General features: G+C 69.6%; 17 protein-coding genes. 6 read left to right on the forward strand and 11 right to left on the reverse strand.

What is annotated here, in order from left to right; genetic code table 11:
* Window positions 1-220: 220 nt before the first annotated feature.
* Entirely contained in the window at window positions 221-1,177 is a 957-nt protein-coding gene (locus AB0D57_RS19010; RefSeq protein ID WP_362073626.1) for an intradiol ring-cleavage dioxygenase, read from the forward strand.
* A 9-nt stretch (window positions 1,178-1,186) separates the two neighbouring features.
* Window positions 1,187-2,029 carry a triphosphoribosyl-dephospho-CoA synthase gene (locus tag AB0D57_RS19015; RefSeq protein ID WP_362073629.1) on the forward strand — a complete coding sequence of 281 codons (843 nt, stop codon included), beginning with the start codon at window positions 1,187-1,189 and terminating at the stop codon, window positions 2,027-2,029.
* A gap of 102 nt (window positions 2,030-2,131) precedes the next feature.
* Here the strand turns inward: AB0D57_RS19015 and AB0D57_RS19020 are convergent, their stop codons facing one another.
* Window positions 2,132-3,556, reverse strand: coding sequence for an aminopeptidase P family protein (locus AB0D57_RS19020; protein WP_362073847.1), 1,425 nt, complete (start codon window positions 3,554-3,556; stop codon window positions 2,132-2,134).
* Window positions 3,557-3,723: 167 nt separating this feature from the next.
* Window positions 3,724-5,256 carry a PP2C family protein-serine/threonine phosphatase gene (locus tag AB0D57_RS19025; RefSeq protein ID WP_362073632.1) on the reverse strand — a complete coding sequence of 511 codons (1,533 nt, stop codon included), beginning with the start codon at window positions 5,254-5,256 and terminating at the stop codon, window positions 3,724-3,726.
* A gap of 482 nt (window positions 5,257-5,738) precedes the next feature.
* On the opposite strand from AB0D57_RS19025, the gene AB0D57_RS19030 reads away from it, so the two are divergent.
* Both AB0D57_RS19030 and AB0D57_RS19035 read left to right on the forward strand, forming a co-directional pair.
* Window positions 5,739-6,404 carry a bifunctional DNA primase/polymerase gene (locus AB0D57_RS19030; RefSeq protein WP_362073635.1) on the forward strand — a complete coding sequence of 222 codons (666 nt, stop codon included), beginning with the start codon at window positions 5,739-5,741 and terminating at the stop codon, window positions 6,402-6,404.
* A 55-nt stretch (window positions 6,405-6,459) separates the two neighbouring features.
* The gene (locus AB0D57_RS19035) at window positions 6,460-7,077 is read left to right on the forward strand and encodes a hypothetical protein (protein ID WP_362073638.1); all 618 of its coding nucleotides are present in this window, start codon (window positions 6,460-6,462) and stop codon (window positions 7,075-7,077) included.
* A gap of 268 nt (window positions 7,078-7,345) precedes the next feature.
* Here the strand turns inward: AB0D57_RS19035 and AB0D57_RS19040 are convergent, their stop codons facing one another.
* The 3 genes from AB0D57_RS19040 to AB0D57_RS19050 form a co-directional block, all read right to left on the reverse strand.
* Window positions 7,346-8,320 carry a DUF5926 family protein gene (locus AB0D57_RS19040; protein ID WP_362073641.1) on the reverse strand — a complete coding sequence of 325 codons (975 nt, stop codon included), beginning with the start codon at window positions 8,318-8,320 and terminating at the stop codon, window positions 7,346-7,348.
* A gap of 250 nt (window positions 8,321-8,570) precedes the next feature.
* A complete protein-coding gene (locus AB0D57_RS19045) occupies window positions 8,571-9,233 on the reverse strand; it encodes an ATP-binding protein (RefSeq protein ID WP_362073644.1) in 663 nt (220 codons plus the stop codon).
* A 116-nt stretch (window positions 9,234-9,349) separates the two neighbouring features.
* Window positions 9,350-10,159 (reverse strand): glycerophosphodiester phosphodiesterase, encoded by an 810-nt coding sequence (locus tag AB0D57_RS19050; RefSeq protein WP_362073647.1) that lies wholly within the window; start codon window positions 10,157-10,159, stop codon window positions 9,350-9,352.
* 256 nt (window positions 10,160-10,415) lie between these two features.
* On the opposite strand from AB0D57_RS19050, the gene AB0D57_RS19055 reads away from it, so the two are divergent.
* Window positions 10,416-11,888 carry a trypsin-like peptidase domain-containing protein gene (locus AB0D57_RS19055; protein WP_362073650.1) on the forward strand — a complete coding sequence of 491 codons (1,473 nt, stop codon included), beginning with the start codon at window positions 10,416-10,418 and terminating at the stop codon, window positions 11,886-11,888.
* A 374-nt stretch (window positions 11,889-12,262) separates the two neighbouring features.
* On the opposite strand, the gene AB0D57_RS19060 is transcribed toward AB0D57_RS19055, so the two are convergent.
* Window positions 12,263-12,823 (reverse strand): hypothetical protein, encoded by a 561-nt coding sequence (locus tag AB0D57_RS19060; protein ID WP_362073653.1) that lies wholly within the window; start codon window positions 12,821-12,823, stop codon window positions 12,263-12,265.
* Between the two features lie 144 nt (window positions 12,824-12,967).
* Here AB0D57_RS19060 and AB0D57_RS19065 point away from each other — a divergent pair, with 144 nt between their 5' ends.
* The gene (locus AB0D57_RS19065; protein ID WP_362073656.1) at window positions 12,968-13,666 is read left to right on the forward strand and encodes a hypothetical protein; all 699 of its coding nucleotides are present in this window, start codon (window positions 12,968-12,970) and stop codon (window positions 13,664-13,666) included.
* 57 nt (window positions 13,667-13,723) lie between these two features.
* On the opposite strand, the gene AB0D57_RS19070 is transcribed toward AB0D57_RS19065, so the two are convergent.
* The 5 genes from AB0D57_RS19070 to AB0D57_RS19090 all read right to left on the reverse strand — a co-directional run bounded on the left by AB0D57_RS19070 (window position 13,724) and on the right by AB0D57_RS19090 (window position 17,884).
* Window positions 13,724-15,121, reverse strand: coding sequence for a site-specific integrase (locus tag AB0D57_RS19070; protein WP_362073659.1), 1,398 nt, complete (start codon window positions 15,119-15,121; stop codon window positions 13,724-13,726).
* Complete coding sequence (locus AB0D57_RS19075) at window positions 15,115-15,321, reverse strand: helix-turn-helix domain-containing protein (protein ID WP_362073662.1); 207 nt, start codon at window positions 15,319-15,321, stop codon at window positions 15,115-15,117. The genes AB0D57_RS19070 and AB0D57_RS19075 overlap by 7 nt, the downstream gene beginning before the upstream one ends.
* Entirely contained in the window at window positions 15,318-16,775 is a 1,458-nt protein-coding gene (locus AB0D57_RS19080) for a replication initiator (RefSeq protein ID WP_362073665.1), read from the reverse strand. Before AB0D57_RS19080 ends, AB0D57_RS19075 begins: the two co-directional genes overlap by 4 nt.
* 131 nt (window positions 16,776-16,906) lie before the next feature.
* Window positions 16,907-17,653: a DUF2637 domain-containing protein gene (locus AB0D57_RS19085; protein ID WP_362073668.1), complete on the reverse strand. Its 747-nt coding sequence runs from the start codon at window positions 17,651-17,653 to the stop codon at window positions 16,907-16,909.
* 48 nt (window positions 17,654-17,701) lie between these two features.
* Window positions 17,702-17,884, reverse strand: a complete 183-nt coding sequence (locus AB0D57_RS19090; RefSeq protein ID WP_362073671.1) for a hypothetical protein — start codon at window positions 17,882-17,884, stop codon at window positions 17,702-17,704.

Genomic DNA, 17,884 nt, shown 5'->3' on the forward strand with positions numbered 1-17,884 from the left:
AGCCGAGAGTGGGGGAGTCGGCAACCGACGACAACGCCGCAGATGGGCGTGCCAGACCCCGCGTCTGCGGCATGATCCGCCGGACAGGCCCTAGGGGTCTCCCGCCCCAAGGCCCCTCCTTGGAGGGCGATTTCCCGTCGACTTCAGCTTTCTCACGATTCTCAGCCTCCTCACAGCTTTACCTCACATCCCTGACGGGAGCCGTTCCTAGCTTCGGATCATGACTGGGAACCACAAGAACACCACGATCACCCGGCGCCGCGCCCTGGCGGTGACCGGGGGCACGGTCGCCGCGGGCGGGCTGGCGGTCGCCGGCTACCAGGCGGCCTTCGCCGACGAGACGACGACCACCACCGAGGCCGGGACCACCGTCTCGGCGACCTCCACCAGCAGCGGCCAGTGCGTGCTGATGTCCAGCGTCACCGAAGGGCCGTACTACCTCGACGGCGCCCTGGTGCGAAAGGACATCACCGAGGGCAAGAGCGGCGTCCCGCTGACACTGCGCATCACCGTTCAGGACACCACCGACTCCTGCGCCCCGGTCGCCGGCGCCGCCGTCGAGATCTGGCACTGCGACGCCTGGGGCTACTACTCCGGCTACACCACTGCCAACCCCGGCGGCTCGGCCCCCGCCGAGAGCGAGGACGGCTCCACGGCCAACGACAAGACGTACCTGCGCGGTTACCAGGTCGCAGGCGCCAACGGAGTCGTGAAGTTCGAGACGATCTTCCCCGGCTGGTACACGCCGCGCACCTGCCACATCCACGTCAGGGTGCACACCGGCGGCGAGAAGGCGGACGGCACGTACGAGGGCGGCACGGTGAACTTCACCGGCCAGCTGTTCTTCGACGACGAAGTCGCCGCGGAGATCTTCGCCCTGGAGCCGTACTCCCAGCACACCGGCAGCTACACCAAGCTCGCCGACGACATGGTCTACGAGGACAACGGCGCGGCCGGCGGCCTGCTGACCCTGCAGCCGGTTCACAAGAAGGACCCGTCCAAGGGCTACAAGGGCTTCATCACCCTGGGCATCGACCCCGACGCCGAGAGCACCGGCGCGGGCAGCAGTGGCGGCGGTACGCCCCCGAGCGGCGCCCCGGGCGACGCCCCGACCGGTACGCCGCCGAGCGGCGCCCCGAGCGACAGCGCCAGCCCGTCCGCGTCGGCGACTTCGTAGGGTGCGGCCATGAGCAGCCGCGAGGACGAGACGCTGGCGCAGGCCGCCGTGGCCGCGCTGACGTGGCAACTGGAGCTCACTCCCAAGCCCGGACTGCCCGACCCGCGCGATCGGGACGCCCGGGTCACCCGCCGGGACCTCTGTGGCCTGCGTTGGTCGGCCAAGGCGCTGGCGCCCGGCCTCGCGGCCATGGCGGCCGCGGCCCGCCGCACCGGCGAACCCACGCCCGCACTCCGTGCGGAACTGGGCGCGATCGGCCGCTCCACCGAGCACTCCGTGGCCCTGGCGGGCGGCGGTCACCGCGGGGCGTTGTGGGCCCTCGGGTTCCTGGTCGCGGCCGCGGCCCTGGAACCCCGGGCCATGGGCAGCGACGTCACCGCCACCGCCAAGCGGATCGTGGCGCACCCCGACCGGGGGGCGCCACGGCGGCCCTCCCGCGGGTCGTCCGTGTCGGCGAAGTACGGTGCGGCGGGGGCGCGAGGCGAGGCACGCGCCGGATTCCCGCACGTGCGGCGGGCGTTGGACGCGCTCGCGACCTCCCGCTCGGCCGGTGCGCCCGAGCCGTACGCCCGGCTCGACGCCCTGCTCACCGTCATGTCCACGCTCCAGGACACCGAGTTGCTGTACACGGCGGGCCCGCACGGCCTGCGCCATGTGCAGGCGGGCGCGCGGGGCGTGCTGGCAGCGGGCAGCACCGCGACGCCGGCCGGCCGGGAGGCCCTGACCGTCTTCGACGACGACCTCCACGCGCGCGCGTGGAGCCCCCGTGGCAGCGGGGGACTGCTCGCGGGGGCATTGTTCGTGGACTCGCTGCCGGTGGTGGCCGCTTCACGGGCCCGGCTCGCGACCTGACGCGGTGCGGGTCGGTTCACGGGCCGGTCGCCACTTACAGCGGCGCCCCAGACACACGAAGGGCCGGGTACCTCTCATCGGTACCCGGCCACCCGTCTCGTATCAGCCCTTCAGCTCCGCCATCCACGCCTCGACCTCGCCGGAGCGCCGCGGCAGCCCCGCGGACAGGTTCCGGTTGCCGTTCTCCGTGACGAGGATGTCGTCCTCGATGCGGACGCCGATGCCGCGGTACTCCTCGGGGACGGTCAGGTCGTCGGCCTGGAAGTACAGACCCGGCTCGACGGTCAGGCACATGCCCGGCTCGAGGGTGCCCTCCACGTACGTCTCGGTCCGCGCGGCCGCGCAGTCGTGGACGTCCATGCCGAGCATGTGGCCGGTGCCGTGCAGAGTCCAGCGGCGCTGCAGACCGAGATCCAGGACGCGCTCGACCGGGCCCTCGACCAGACCCCACTCGACGAGCTTCTCGGCCAGCACGCGCTGCGCGGCGTCGTGGAAGTCGCGGTACTTGGCACCCGGCTGCACGGCAGCGATACCGGCCTCCTGGGCCTCGTACACGGCGTCGTAGATCTTTTTCTGGATCTCCGTGTACGTGCCGTTGATCGGCAGCGTGCGCGTGACGTCCGCCGTGTAGAGCGTGTGCGTCTCGACGCCCGCGTCCAGCAGGAGCAGGTCCCCGGAGCGGACCGGGCCGTCGTTGCGCACCCAGTGCAGCGTGCAGGCGTGCGGGCCGGCGGCGCAGATCGAGCCGTAGCCGATGTCGTTGCCCTCGACACGGGCGCGCAGGAAGAACGTTCCCTCGATGTAGCGCTCGCTGGTCGCCTCGGCCTTGTCCAGGACCCGTACGACGTCCTCGAAGCCGCGCACCGTCGAGTCGACGGCCTTCTGCAGCTCCCCGGCCTCGAACTCGTCCTTGACCAGTCGCGCCTCGGACAGGAAGCCCCGCAGCTCCTCGTCGCGCTCGGCGGTCACCTTGTCGGTGAGCGCGGCCTCGATGCCGGCGTCGTAGCCGCGCACGACCCGGACCGGACCGGTGGCCTCGCGCAGCTTGTCGGCCAGTTCACGCACGTCCGAGGCCGGGATGCCGTACAGCTGTTCGGCCTCGGTGAGGGAGTGGCGGCGGCCGACCCACAGCTCGCCATGCCCGGACAGCCAGAACTCGCCGTTCTCGCGGTCGGAACGCGGCAGCAGGTAGATCGTCGCCTTGTGGCTGCCATTCCCGTTCGGGCCGTCGGTCGGCTCCAGGACCAGGACGCCGTCCTCGGTCAGGTTGCCGGTGAGGTACGCGTACTCGACCGAGGCGCGGAAGGCGTACTCCGTGTCGTTCGAGCGGGTCTTCAGGTTGCCCGCGGGGACGACCAGGCGCTCGCCCGGGAAGCGCGCGGAGAGTGCGGCGCGGCGGGCGGCGGTGTACTCGGCCTGTGCGATCGGCGTGAGGCCGCGCAGCTCGGTGTCGGCCCAGCCGGACTTCATGTTCTCGGCGAGCTCGTCGGACACGCCCGGGTACAGGCCGTTCTTGCGCTGTTTGATCGGCTCTTCTTCGCCCGCTGCGTCAGCGGCGTCGTCGAGTACGGCTTCCGGGGTCTCCGGGTTGAGCGCCTCCGACACGGTCTGCCTCCTAGATACGACTCTGAACCTCCCCCATCGTACGGTCGTACGGGAGAAGGCCCGGGGCCGGAAGACCTGTTACCTACGGCTCACTCGAAGCGCGCCGCCAGCAACACCACATCCTCCTCGGAGTCGGCCTCGTCGAGCCCGTCCGGCAGCACACTCCGCAGGACGTGATCGGCGACGGCGCCCGCGTCGTCGCGCATTCCCCGCGGGACGCTCGCCGCCGCCGCGTGCAGCCGGGCGAAGGCGCGGTCCATGGGGTCACCGGTGCGGTGCAGCAGTCCGTCCGTGTACAGCAGCACGGTCTCGCCGGGCTCCGCGCACAGCTCCACGCTGGGCGCCTCCCAGCAGGCGAGCATCCCCAGGGGCGCGGACAGGGAGGTCTCCACGAACTCGGTGCGCCGCGCGCCGATCACCAGGGGCGGGCTGTGTCCGGCGCCGGCCATCGTGATCTTGCGCGCCGCGGGCTCGCAGTACGCGAACAGGGCCGTCGCCGAGCGGGCGGGCTCGGTCAGCCTCAGCAGCAGCTCGAGGTCGGACAGGACGGCGACGGGGTCCTCGCCCTCCATCACGGCGTACGCCCGCAGGGACGCCCTCAGGCGGCCCATCGCCGCGACCGCGCTGGGTCCGGAACCGGTGACGGAGCCGACCGCGAGGCCGAGCGTGGCGTCGGGCAGCGGCAGCGCGTCGTACCAGTCGCCGCCGCCGCGCGGACCCGTGCGGTGCCGGGCGGCGAGCTGCACGCCGCAGACCCGGGGCAGCCGCGGCGGAAGCAACTCCTCGGAGATCGTCGTCATACACGCGCGCGTGCGGTCCAGTTCCAGCAGCCGTGCCAGGTGCTCGGTCGCGTACCGGGCGTAGAGGCCGATGAGATGCCGCTGGCGTTCCACCGGCTCGGCGGGCTCGTCGTAGAGCCATACGGCGGCCCCGAGGCGGCCGGCCGCCTCGGTGGACAGGGGCAGCGCGTAGCTCGCCGCGTAGCCGAGCCGGGCGGCCACCTCGCGGTGGCGGGGGTCGAGCCCGTCCTCGGAGAAGAGATCCGGCTGCGCGATCTCGCCGTCGCCGCCCGGGAGTCCGTCCAGGATCTTCCCGTACGACATGCAGCTGCGCGGGACCGTCTCCATGTGGCCGAGATCGGCCCGTGCCAGACCGAGGCCGATCGTCGTGTCGGGGCCGAGTCCGTCGCCCGGTTCCATGACGACGAGACCGCGCCGGGCGCCCACGAGGGCGGCTCCGGCGCGCAGCAGTTCCTGGAGTGCGTCGCTCAGTGTGGCGGTGCGCACCAAGCGCTCGGTGAGCTCGTGGAGCGTGGTGAGATCGGATACCCACCCCGCGAGACGATCTTGCAGAACGGCTCCTGGGCCGGTGGATACGGCTCCGGGGCCGGTGGATGAGGTGGCCGAAGAGGTACCCGTGACGGAAGACGTCGGCGCGACAGTGTGTGCGGGCGAGGGAACCGTGGAATCGATTCCGGCCACTTTCGGAAGGTGAGGGGCGTTCATGGCGTCCGGCCTTCCGACCGGTGCGTATTGCTCAATAGCATCGCAAACCCCCATGTCGTTCTGCGCCGCTAGCGGTGCCTCCACATGTACACGCACTCGTGAGGAGATGTCCAGCATTGTCCTGCTGGGATTCCTGGTGTCCGCGAGACTCTGGTGAGGCTCTTGCGGGAAAGTGAAGTTGGCTTAAAACTGACTCGGGTAACGGGTTACTGAGGTCGACTGGCCTAGTTCGACGGAGCGTCACAGCGGTCGTGATGGGTACGTACTCGGTGAAGGCCAGGGGCGGTTGGGATCCGCCCGGAACCTGGCGACGGACCCGGGCGTCTTAACCACCGACGACCGTGCCCCATCCTCCCGTGGCGGAGGCGGCAAGAAATACGCGGGACGAGAAACGCCAGGCGCCGCCACCCCACGCCATGCCCATGCTTTAGACAGACGCAGTATGGACGCGGACGCAGCCAACGCTCGGCCCAGATGGGTTCCCCTTGTCTCGCACAAGGGTGTGATGCGCCAGCAGGTACGCACAGTGAAGTGATCGACACATGGTGTGATGTGATCCACGGTGTTGCCAGGCGTGCAACGGAAAGGAACGAGCGCTCATGCGCGAGATCCTCGGAAGGCGACGCAGGCTCCTGTCCAGGCGAAACAACGGCAGGCCTGAGATGCTCAGCGCGGCCCTGACCTTCGCGACCGATTGGCAGTGGCCCGTACTCCCGGGTGTGGCACCGGACCCGCAGGGGCGTGCCCACTGCGGCTGCCCGGACCCGGAGTGCACGGTGCCCGGTGCCCATCCCTTCGACCCCGGCCTCCTCGCGGCCACCACCGACGAGCGCATGGTGCGCTGGTGGTGGACCAACCGGCCGTCGGCACCGATCGTGCTGGCCACCGGAGGCAAGGCCCCCTGTGCGGTGAGCCTGCCCGCCCTCGCGGCGGCCCGCGCGCTCGACGCGCTCGACGGCAAGGGCATGCGCCTGGGCCCGGTCGTCGCTGCCCCCACGCGCTGGGCGATCCTCGTAGCGCCGTATTCGATGGAGCAGCTCGGCGAGCTCCTCTACGCCCAGGACTTCGTTCCCGGGTCCCTGCGCTTCCACGGAGAGGGCGGCTACATCGCCCTGCCCCCGTCCGAGACCGGCCGGGGCCAGATCCGCTGGGAGCAGGCACCGCTGCCCGGCTCCGCGGCGCCCTGGGTGCCCGATGTGGAAGCCGTGGTGGATGCCGTGGTGGAGGCACTCACTCGTACGGGTGTGAGCGCGCCCGAGTTGTAGCGTGCCCGGCGCGCGGTGAGCCGCGCGCCCACCCGCGCTCGTTATGTTCGGCCTCATGCTGCGTCATCCCGGGGAGCGCCCCCCGGACCCCCGAAGAGTTCGCCTGGTGGCGCTGGCGATCGCCGTGGCGTTCACGATCGCCCTGCCGCTGGCCGTGGCGTCCGCAGGACCGGTCGGCGACGCGACCCCTGCGCTTGTACGTGCATCCGAACACGTCGAGGACGTCGAGGACGTCGGCGATGGTGATGGCGACGACAAGGGCTCGACTCTCGCGTCCACTCCCACTCGCACTCCCACGGCCTCGTCCCGGCTGCTGGGCCTCGGCCTGGCCACCGCCGCTCGATGCGGCCCCGAACTCTCCTCGCCGGACGGCATCGAGGCGCAGACGTGTGTCCTGACCCAGGGGGAGGAGACCTGGGCGCGTACCTACTACCGCAACGCGACCGGCGACGGGCTGAGCTCCGCGCTGAGCCTCCTGGGGCCCGGCGGCCACGCGGTGCAGATCACCTGCGCGGTGGACGCACAGGACGACCCCGGGGTGTGCGAGACGCCCAGGGAGCGCACGGCGGGTGACGTGGGGGCGTACGAGGCGTACATGGCGGTCGCGGAGTTCTCGAAGGGCGACGGGTATGGACCGCTGTTGTTGCGCTCGGGGAGCAACTCGGCGCCGTAGCAAGGCGGTTGACGTCACCCGGGGACCCGTACAGAAACCGCACAGGGATCCGTATGTGGATCTGTGCATGGAAAGACCCGGTTGCTGGCGACGGGGGATGCACCAGCAACCGGGCTACTCGAACGGTAACAAGAGATCGGCGGTTCGCAAATTCGATCTCGGCTATTCGGACAGGGATTTACCTGTCACAACCGGGGAGTTGTGACAGGGGTCACCTGTTCCGTGAGGACCGATCAGCTGACTGGTCGGTCAGTTCCTGTCCTGTGTGTCAGCTGAGTGTGACCTGTCGGTTAGTGAGGCCGCCGCGGGCCCGGCGCTCGTCCGCGGTCAGCGGCGCGTCCGTGGCCAGGGCGGTCGCGAGGCGCTCGGCGAACTCGGCCGCCGGCTTCTCGACGTCGTCGGCCGTGACGCCGGACGGCAGGTCCCAGACCGGCACGGTGAGCCCGTGCGCACGGAAGGAGCCGACCAGGCGGGTGCCCTCGCCGAGGCTCGACCGACCGGCCGCGTGCAGCCGCGCGAGAGCGTCCAGAAGCTGCTCCTCGGGGTACGGCATGACCCAGCGCAGGTGGTTCTTGTCCGGGGTCTCGCACCAGTACGCCGCATCGACGCCGGAGAGCTTCACGGTGGGGATGGCCGCGGCGTTGGCCCGCTCCAGGGAGGCGGCCACGTCGGGTGTCGAGTGCTCGGCGTCCGGGACCCAGAATTCGAAGCCCGCGTGCACAACTGGCTCGAACGTGCCTTCGGGGTCGAGCAGTTCCTGCAGTCGCGGGCCGTCGGCCGGGGCGCGTCGGCCGGGGACCGGGCTGCCGGGCGTCGCGGTGAGCGCGCGCTGGAGGGTGTCGGCGAGGTCTCGGCTGATGTCGCCGGACGCCGTGTCGTTCTGCAGGCCGAGCAGGACCGAGCCGTCGTCGCGGCGCAGCGCGGGCCAGGCCATCGGCAGGACGGTGGCGAGCGTGACCGAGGGGACTCCCTCGGGGAGGCTCTCCTTGAGCTTCAGCTCGACGGTCGCGGCGGGCACCAGCTCGCGCAGCGCGATCCAGTCGGCCTCGCCCGGCAGGCCCTCGAAGGGGCGCTGCACCAGCTCGGTCACCGCGTGCGCGGCCGCTCGGCCGTGGCAGGCCTTGTAGCGGCGGCCGCTGCCACAGGGGCAGGGTTCGCGAGCGCCGACAACCGGAAAGTTTCCGTCGGCCCCGTCGCGGATCTGAGGCTGCTTGGCCTTCGTCTGGGGTCGCTTCTTGGCCATAGTGGGTGTCTCCCGATCACGGCTCGTCTCGTACGGGCGCGAGCCTAGCCGTTCGTACGACGGCGGACGGGAACCTGTGGACAAGGCGCTCAGCTCATGCGGTTCTCGGCCCGAGTAGTTCTTGGCCGGAGTAGGGCTCGGCCCCAGTCGTTTTCAGCCCCAGTTGCTCTCGGGCCCGAGCAAGTCTCAGCCGCAGTCGTCCTCAGTCCAAGCCGGTCTCAGTCCAAGCCGGTCTCAGTCCAAGCCGTTCTCAGTCCAGGTCGTCGAAGGCGTCGGCGAAGTCCAGCTCGGGTATCCCCGCGTCCGGCATGTGCGGTGGTCGTCGCGGGGGCGGTGGCGTGACGCGCGTAGCGAAGTCTTCGCGTCGGTATGCGCCCGCCGAGTCGTCCACGTTTTCCTGGACGACGACCCACACCGTGACCTCTCCGGGGGCGTCGTCCCGTACGCCCCAGTCCTTGGCCAGTGCTGTGATGATGTTCAGCCCGCGGCCGCCGTGGGCGGTGACCGAGGGCGTCGCCGGAACCGGGCGCGTCGGACCACCGCCGTCCGTCACCTCGACGATGAGTCTTCCGGCCGCGTCGACGCGCCACGCGGCCCGGACGTCGCCGTCACCCGCCAGCGCGTCGCCGAGTGGCCTGCCGTGCCGGCACGCGTTGCTCAGCAGTTCGGAAAGGATCAGTACGGCATCGTCGATGACCGATTCCGCCACTCCACCGGTGCGCAGCTGATCGCGCATCCGATGTCTTGCTGTCCCCACGCCCGCAGGGCCATGGGGTACGGCCATGCTCGACGACGTGGGCACCTCCTGTGCCACCACCAACGCCACCCCCGAGACCTCCTTTGCCCCACGCCACGGTGTGGATGCCCCTTTGGCCTGGACTGGAAACCGGCCAATCCACGTGTCCTGACGCACTCGTAACTATCGAATACGGACCGAGCGCGCCGGGGCACTCCCTGTCACCGGCTGGCTGGATTTCGACGGTCGCCTTCTAGGTTTCGGCGATGCCCTCCGGCGCAGGCTTGGTGAGGTCAGCGGCCGAGCTGGCTCAATACGGCGCGTGGGCGGTTGGTGATGATGGCGTCAATGCCCAGCTCAACGCAGAGATCGACGTCCTCGGGCTGGTTCACGGTCCATACGTGCACCTGGTGCCCGGCTCGTTTCAGTCGTTCGATGTACCCGGGGTGATTGCGTACGATCCGCATCGAGGGGCCTGCGATCCGGACACCCGCGGGCAGGCGTCCGTCGCGCAGCCGGGGCGAGATGAACTGCAGCAGATAGACCGTCGGCAGCGTCGGTGACGCGGCCCGGATGCGGTGCAGGGAGCGCGCCGAGAAGCTCATGACGCGTACGGGCGAGGTGGTGGCACTCTCCGGGGAGTCCATGCCGAAGCGCTTCAGGAGGAGGAGCAGCCGGTCCTCGACCTGGCCGGCCCAGCGGGTGGGGTGCTTGGTCTCGATGGCCAGTTCCACGGGGCGACCCGCGTCGGCGACGAGTTCGAGCAGTCGCTCCAAGGTGAGGACGGAGGTGTCCTCGGGGTCCGCGGGACCGTACTCCCAGTCGGGGGCCTCGTCGCGGTTCTTCCAGGCGCCGAAATCCAGCGCCGCGAGCTCGGCGAGCTCCAGGGCCGAGACCGCTCCGCGGCCGTTGGACGTACGGTTGATCCGGCGGTCATGGACGCAGACGAGATGTCCGTCCGCGGTCAGCCGCACATCGCACTCGAGGGCGTCGGCACCGTCCTCGATCGCCTTCTTGTACGCGGCCAGGGTGTGCTCGGGGGCCTCGTCGGAGGCTCCGCGATGGGCGACGACCTGAATCGGGTGCTGTCGTGCGTGGGTCACCGCGTCATGGTGCCATCGCCGCGGGGTAGGCGTGGGGTCGGAGACGCCAGGAATTTTCCGTTACGCCCGAAAGGTCCGTTATAAAGGATGGTCCAGGACCCACAGCCACCGTTTATGGTGCCCTGACGTCCCGTGGGAAAAGCTGACCACGTACAAAAGCACATGCACAGCTGAATCGCGCCGGGCCATCGACAAGCGTGAGTGAGCGTGACCGAGTGCGACCGAGAACAACAGCCGTGGATCGAGGAGAAGAGCTGTGAGCACCGAGAACGAGGGCACCGCAGTCCCCCCGGCCCCGTCCGCACCTCCTGTGCCGGTGGAAACTCCCGCTGCTTCCGCGCGGACCGCTGCGCCCGGAGAGGGCGCACCGACCGCTCCGATCCCGGCGGTGCCTCCGAGCGCCCCCGGCGTGCAGGAGCCCGCGTCGGCGTACGCGTCCGTGGGCGCCGAAACCCCTGACCCGCAGGGATACGGCTCCGGGGCACCGGTCTCCGCCGCCGAGGCGGGCTGGCCGCCTCCGCCGCCCGCCACCCCGTCGTACGCGGACGGCGGCTCGGGAGCCGGCGGCTGGGGCTCCTCCTACGAGCAGCCCGCGCCGAAGCCCAAGTCGGGGCGCGGCGGCCTGGTCGCCGCGATCCTGGTGGCCGCACTGGTCGCGGGCGGCGTCGGCGGCGGCATCGGCTATTCGCTGGCCAAGGGCAACGACGACTCCACCGACTCGACGACGGTTTCCGCCGCGGACAGTGGCGGCACCCTCAAGCGCGACGCGGGCACCGTCGCGGGCGTGGCCGCCAAGGCGCTGCCGAGCACGGTCACCATCGAGGCCCAGAGCAGCAGCGGCGAGGGCGGCACGGGCACCGGCTTCGTCTTCGACAAGCAGGGCCACATCCTCACCAACAACCACGTCGTGGCGGACGCGGTCGACGGCGGCAAGGTCACCGCGACCTTCCCCAACGGCAAGAAGTACAACGCCGAGGTGGTCGGCCATGCACAGGGTTACGACGTCGCGGTCATCAAGCTCGAGAACGCCCCGTCGAACCTTCAGCCGCTCGCTCTCGGCGACTCCGACAAGGTGGCCGTCGGGGACTCCACGATCGCGATCGGCGCACCCTTCGGCCTCTCCAACACGGTGACCACGGGCATCATCAGCGCCAAGAACCGCCCGGTGGCCTCCAGCGACGGCAGCGCCAGCAGCAAGGCCTCGTACATGAGCGCCCTGCAGACCGACGCCTCGATCAACCCGGGCAACTCCGGCGGCCCCCTCCTGGACGCGCAGGGCGCTGTCATCGGCGTCAACTCGGCGATTCAGTCGACGAGCGGCGGCGGCCTGGGCGACACGAGCCAGTCCGGATCGATCGGTCTGGGCTTCGCGATCCCGATCAACTCGGCGAAGCACGTCGCCCAGCAGCTGATCAAGACGGGCGAGCCGGTCTACCCGGTGATCGGCGCGTCGGTCTCCCTCGAAGAGGGCACCGGCGGCGCGAAGATCACCGAGGAAGGCGCGAGCGGCTCCGCCGCCGTCACCTCCGGCGGCCCCGCCGACAAGGCCGGCCTCAAGCCCGGCGACGTCATCACCAAGCTCGACGACCAGGTGATCGACAGCGGCCCGACCCTCATCGGCGAGATCTGGACCCACCAGCCCGGCGACGTCATCAAGCTCACCTACACGCGCGACGGAAAGACCAACACCGCCGAGGTCACCCTCGGACAGCGCGAGGGCGACAGCTGACCGGTTAGTCTTGTCCCCGCGCCACCAACAATCGTGGGCGGCGCGGGGTGGGTTGCCCGAGCGGCCTAAGGGAACGGTCTTGAAAAACGCGAGGACGCGAAAGCGTCACCGTGGGTTCGGATCGCGCCGCCTCCGCAGGTCAGAGACGTGCTGGTCAGAAGGGGTGTCCCTTGATGAGGGGCGCCCTTTCTGCATGGGGCCTGTCTCACCTTGATCCGGGCCTACCGCGTTGTGGATCACTGCGTGTGGACCAGGCGTGGACCAAATCGTGGACCGCCGCACCTGCATTGACCTGGGGATAGCCGGTCAAGTTCCCCGACGGCGCGGGAGCCCCTCATCCCCGATCCACAGGCATCAAGCCGGTGGATCCGGGATCAGACGATCGCTGGGCGCTCCGATACGGCGCGACTTGCTGTTTCCATGAACGCGTCGTGTAACTCGCCCAGTTGTACACGAAGCCGTTCTTCCTCGGCCCGCGCAGAGGCGATCGTGGCACCTTGCATGGAGAGGGCCGCGTCCAGCCACTGATCCACACAGTCTTTGTGGTCTTCGAGGTGCCTTCGTAGCCGCGACGCATGCTCGCGCACGTCAGCCGAGCCTACGAGTCGGACCTGCCAGTACGCATTCCTGAACGCCGAGACCGCCTGCCCGAAAGCCTGCCCGACGTCTCGGGAGCCCTCGACCTCCCGTTCAAGGGCTCTGGTCAGCATCGACGCGGCTATCGCGTACTCGTCGTACGCCGCGAGCAAGATACGGCAGGCTTCGAGGCGTTGCCCCCGAAGCCAATGCTCGTGGTCCACAGATGCTTGATCGTGTACTTGCTTGGCGGTCGCTCGGGCCGTCGTCTCCGCCCCGAGGCGTGCCCCTCTCGCAGCGGCTACCCCGCCGACGGCCGCGCCGCCGATTGCCCCCAAGAGGCCGACGCCCGCAGACATAAGTGCTACAAGTCCTTGATCCATGAGGGCAGGATGCAGCAGAGTCCGTTACTCGATCTCGCTTCCTGCGTGGATCACATCGCCAAATCCATGGATATCTGTAGATGGCCGGAAGACTGATTCATGAGGTGACACACTCTTCGCATGATCGGTCTGGTGCTTGCTGCGGGGCAGCAGAGCAATGGTTCCCTTCCCGCGGCTGCTGTTGTCGCGGCCTGTGCTCTGGTGTTCACCGTGGCTTCCTTCTGGTGGCTCAATGCCCGCCAGGGAGTTCTGAAGAGCTGGGAACCTCACTCGTTTGCTGCTGCGGTGACGCCGCAACTGGCCCGGCTTCGCTTTCCGTTTGTGCTCTACAACACGGGAGCCAAGTCCATCGTCGTTGTGGACCTTCGCTTGTCGTTTCCGGATGAGGAGCGGTCTGTACTGCCCTTGCCGTGGACGAGCACGCGTGACCGCCTCAGACCAGAGCCGGAAGACGGCATGCGGTTGCCTGCTCCGTTCGCCGTCGACGGGAGAAAGGCCAATCAGGTCTTCATCGAGTTCGGGGCACCGTTTCCCGGATTCGTGCCCGAGGCGCGTGACTACAGGGCTGTCATCGAAGTGCGCTTGGGACACCGTCGGTTCGTTGACCGTGCGCTGAGGCGCAACCAGGCCTGGCAACCGCTGCTCTTCTTCACCCTTCGTGCAGGGCACATCATGAACCCCGGCTCCTACATTGCATACAGCAACAGGCCAGGTGATCGGACAAAGGAAGAGCTCCACAAGGCGGACGCTGCCCTCGGAGCGTTGTTGGAGAAGCTTCAGGAGAGTTCGGCGTCTGGCAATGACGAGACCACGAGCTGACACCAGTGATGGGTGAGGGGGTGTCCTACAAGGACACCCCCTCACAGCGAGGATTGCTCAGTCGTCGTGGCCCGCCGCATCAAGAGCACGCTGGATCTGTTCGTTTGAGCGTTCCTGGCTTCGATGGATGGCCTTGGCGTAGAAGCGGAACAGGACAGCGATGCTGTGGCCCGCCCGCCGAGCGACCTCGGCCGGGGAGACGCCGGACTCAAGCCAGAGTGAGACGCCAGCATGGCGCAGGGAGTACGGCACGTCAGCCAGCGGCGAGGCTGCCTCGGACTCGGTGAGCACCGCGAGTCGGGCAGCCTTCCATGCCTCCCCGTACTCCTTGGACAGGAGGTGGCCACCCTGGGCGGCACGGAACAGCCGGCCATCCTCGGCTGTTCCGAACTCCTTGATGTGCTCGCGGACCAGGCGCACCAGGACGGGCGGTATAGGAACCGGCCGGGTTGCCTTGCGGGCCCGCTTCTTCAGGCCGCGCGTATCGAACGACTCGCCTGTGTCGGTCCAGCCGGAGCCGACGCGGGGCATGCTCGTCGACAACAGGACTTCGCCCCAGCCCTCTTCCGGAAGGGTGAAGTCGTCCTCACGGAGACTGGCAGCCTCTCCGGGGCGGTTGGCCGCGTAGTAGAGGCAGCCGAAGAACGCGATCAGGTGGCGTCTGCGTTCGCCCTGCTCACCGACAGCGTCAATCAGCGCCTTCGCCAGCTTCGGACCGGGGACGAACCGGAAGTCGATCTCGTCGTCAGTCTCCGGCGGGGTCCAGTCGACCTTGTCGAGGGGCAGGGCCGTCAGCAACTCCCGTTCCACCGCGTACCGGAGACAGTTGCTGAAGACGGTCCGCTTGCGGTTCACCGTGTTCTCGGCAGCGGCCGTGCCGTCCTGCTTCAGCTTCAGCGCGTCGAGCGCCGTACGCACCACCGAGGGCGTGTTGAGGTCGGTCATGTCCACGCACTTCCGACCGATCCAGTCCAGCGCGGACACGATGTCGGCGGGCGGCTCCTCGACGTCGAGACGGGGCTTCAGCGTCCCGTCATCGCCGAGGACGAACCGGTAGGCCCACGAGTAGAGCGCGATTCGGAGCACCTTCGGCGCCGGGGCCCCACGGTTGTCCTTGACCAGCTTCGGCGTGATGGTGGCCAGCGTGTCGGCGATGCTCGCGCGGTGCTTGGCTGAAGCGCCGGGCCACTTCATCTGCGCGTACGCGCGAGTGTGGGCGTACCAGGTGGTGGCGTTGAGCGCCTGCACTTCCGAGGCGGGAAGACCGGTTTCCGTGTCGAACTGCTCGCGGTTGCGCAGTGCGGTCAGCAGCTCCGCGCGTCGACCGTCGGCCTGAGCCTTGATCTTGTAGCTCTTGGAGAAAGGGCGGTGGCCGACGCGCCACCGGAGCTGATAGGCCGCCGCGCGGTCGGGGCGCTTGCGGATGCCCCAGATCTGAACATCGTAGGTCAGCACGCTTCCTGCACCTCGCAGGCGTTGAACCAGGCGTCGAGATCGGACCGGCGTATGCGGATCTGGCCGTTGGGAAGCTTCAGGTGCCTGGGCGCCTGCCCCCGAGCGCGCATGCGGTAGAAGGCTGCGCGGGACACCCCGATCTCAGCCAGCGCATCGACCAGCTTCAGCGTCTGCCTGTCGGCCTTGGTCGGAGTGGTCACAGCCAGGGTTCTCCTTCGGACTTGATGCGTTCGGCGTGGGCGATGTCGTGACGGGTCTGGTTGGCGAGGAGTTCTTCGCCGGGGCGGTAGCCCGAGGCGAGGTAGGTCCAGGAGGCTTCGGTGACGAGGACGGTGTCCGGGGTGGGTGTGGGGAGGCCGGCGCGGACACGGGCGACTTCGGCCTGGGCGAGGCGCCAGGCTCGGCGTACGTCGCGGAGGGCGCCGAGGGTGGTGGAGTAGGCGCGGGACTTGGTGGAGAAGTGGCCGCGGAAGCCGAGCATGTGGGCCCACTTGCAGAGCTTGAGGTCCGCGAATTCGGGCAGGCCACCGAGGTCCCAGGCAGTGCGGATCATTTGCCGAACGTGCTGGTGGACGGGCAGGTCCCTCAGGGGTTCGGCCTGGCGGGTGCCTTCGCAGTCGGGGCACAGGTCCCGAATACGGTCGCCGACGGTGCCGCGGCCGGAGCAGGTGCGGCAGACCAGGGAACGGTCGACGGTGCCGGAGTCCTCAGCGCTCTTGGTGGCGTACTTGGCGATGTATCCGGCCACGGCGGCGTCGGTGAGTTCGCCGTCGCCGAGCGCGGTGATCTCCTGTACGTCGAGCATCTGTCCCCAGCGGATCTCGTGGTCCCCGACGGTGTCGGAGGCGACGGTGAGTGCGGTGCGGGGGACTGCGGCGCGGACGGCCTGGGTGAGGTCGTCCACGGTGGCCCAGGACGGCGGGGAGCTGGTGTGGCCGTCGGGGCCGTCGATGCGGATGACGGCGTGGAAGTGGACCAGGCCGCGCTTCTGGTACTCGGCGACCTTGGCGAAGGACACCCGCAGAACTTGCTTCATGTCCTTCTGCGTGATGCCGAAGTGGGCGGCCAGGGCGCGGCGGAGGTTGAGGGTGAAGCGGGCCCACAGGGTTCCGGCGTGGGCGTTCCACAGCACGGCGCCGGTGTAGTCGTAGGAAGCCGGGTGTAGTGGTGTGCCGAGTGCGGGGGCGTCGTCTGCGTGGTGCTCGCCGCAGCGGCAGGCCTGCGGCTTGCCGTCCTTGGTGGTGGGCCGGTTGTGGACGGGTCCGAACGAAGGGGCGGTGAGCGTGGCGAAGACGCGGGGGTGGGAGCGGACGGTTTCGGGGACGTTCTTGCCGCCGGAGAGTCCGGCGCGGATGAGGTGGTAGGTGTCGGAGGCGTAGACGCGGGAGCAGGTGGCGCAGCGGGAGGTGCGGCGGTTGCCGCAAGTGGTCAGCAGGCGTCCGGTGGGTTCGTCGCTGGTGGAGTATGAGCGGATCGTTTCGCCGGTGGCTGCGTCGCGGGTGTGGGTGTGGCCGACGAGGTTGATGGGGCGGGTGCAGCCGCGCATGCGGGAGACCTGGTCGCGGGTGCGGTCGAAGTCGCCGAGGTTGGCCAGCTCGATCAGGTCCCGGACAGCGGGGCTGATCACGTGCCGCAGGTCGAGGTCGCGGGGCATCGGGAGGTGCGTCCTTTCCGCTGATGGAGGGCCCCGGGCAGCACCGAGGCGGGGCCGGGTGCTGCCCGAGGGCGTGACGGGTCAGGCCCAGAGGGCCGGGGAGGGGAAGTGCCGGTAGGCCGGCAGGAGGGTCAGGCCGTCAGGGCCGCGTGTGCGGCGGCGGCCAGAGGCAGGCTTACGCCGAGGCGAGCCTTGAGCTGGGGCGCGGTGATCGGCTGGCCGTGTGCGGCGCGGTGGGCATCGGCGATCTCGCGGGCGGCGTCGAGCAGAGCCGGGGCCACCTTGACCGGCGACTGCGGCGCAGCGACTGGAGAGAGGGCGGGTGCCAACGGGGCGGGAGCCGGGGGCATCGCCGGTTCGGGGGCAGGCTCCGGGGCAGGAGCGGCTTCGGGCGGGTCGTCCCCCGGCACGGTTTCCCTGCTCGGCTCCGGAAGGGCTACGGGGGCCGGGTGTCCAGCCGGTACAGCGGCGGGGGTGGCGACGGCGTGGAAGTGGCGCAGTAGCGCCGGGCCGACAGCGCCCCAGCCGAGTAGGAGCAGCGGGGCGACCGCGTCGACGCAGGCGCGGCCGTAGTGCCCGGCGATGATGGGTTCGGCGATGTTGAGGGCGAGAGTGAAGATGCCGGAGGTGTGCATCAGCCGGGTCGCGCCCTTGAGGTCGTCGGCGGGGACGCCGCGCAGGGACAGGTAGCGCAGGGCGACCAGGAGACCGAGGACGGAAAGGTCGACCATGGGGGCGATCAGCGGTGCGATCGGGTTGGGGACGCCCAGGCGCAGGGCGAGGTTCCAGACGTTGCCGAAGGAGAACACGAACGCCAGCAGGGCGATGACCGCCATGACCACGGTGATCGTGCGCTGAGTGATCCGGTCTTCTGACATGAGGGGTTTCACCTCCTTCCAGGACGAGTTGAGGGCAAGAGCAGGGGGTCAGTCGCGGTCGAGGCCGGCCCGGTGGGCGGCGTTCGGCCCGAGGTAGGTCTCCAGAACCCGGCGTTCACTGGCGTTGGCGACGCGGTAAGCGGCGATGCAGATCCGACCGGCCATGTCAAAGTCCTGGGCGATGATCGCCTTGCGCAGGTGCCGGATGTAGATCCTCATGACGCGGCGCAT

Origin of the sequence: Streptomyces sp. NPDC048275 (assembly GCF_040652275.1) — a bacterium.
In the GTDB taxonomy this organism is placed as follows: domain Bacteria; phylum Actinomycetota; class Actinomycetes; order Streptomycetales; family Streptomycetaceae; genus Streptomyces.

Coding starts and splice junctions, on each gene's coding strand:
- AB0D57_RS19010 (WP_362073626.1), top strand. CDS start 221: ATGACTGGGAACCACAAGAACACCACGATCACCCGGCGCCGCGCCCTG.
- AB0D57_RS19015 (WP_362073629.1), top strand. CDS start 1,187: ATGAGCAGCCGCGAGGACGAGACGCTGGCGCAGGCCGCCGTGGCCGCG.
- AB0D57_RS19025 (WP_362073632.1), bottom strand. CDS start 5,256: ATGCTGGACATCTCCTCACGAGTGCGTGTACATGTGGAGGCACCGCTA.
- AB0D57_RS19030 (WP_362073635.1), top strand. CDS start 5,739: ATGCGCGAGATCCTCGGAAGGCGACGCAGGCTCCTGTCCAGGCGAAAC.
- AB0D57_RS19035 (WP_362073638.1), top strand. CDS start 6,460: ATGCTGCGTCATCCCGGGGAGCGCCCCCCGGACCCCCGAAGAGTTCGC.
- AB0D57_RS19040 (WP_362073641.1), bottom strand. CDS start 8,320: ATGGCCAAGAAGCGACCCCAGACGAAGGCCAAGCAGCCTCAGATCCGC.
- AB0D57_RS19060 (WP_362073653.1), bottom strand. CDS start 12,823: ATGTCTGCGGGCGTCGGCCTCTTGGGGGCAATCGGCGGCGCGGCCGTC.
- AB0D57_RS19065 (WP_362073656.1), top strand. CDS start 12,968: ATGATCGGTCTGGTGCTTGCTGCGGGGCAGCAGAGCAATGGTTCCCTT.
- AB0D57_RS19080 (WP_362073665.1), bottom strand. CDS start 16,775: ATGCCCCGCGACCTCGACCTGCGGCACGTGATCAGCCCCGCTGTCCGG.
- AB0D57_RS19085 (WP_362073668.1), bottom strand. CDS start 17,653: ATGTCAGAAGACCGGATCACTCAGCGCACGATCACCGTGGTCATGGCG.
- AB0D57_RS19090 (WP_362073671.1), bottom strand. CDS start 17,884: ATGCGCCGCGTCATGAGGATCTACATCCGGCACCTGCGCAAGGCGATC.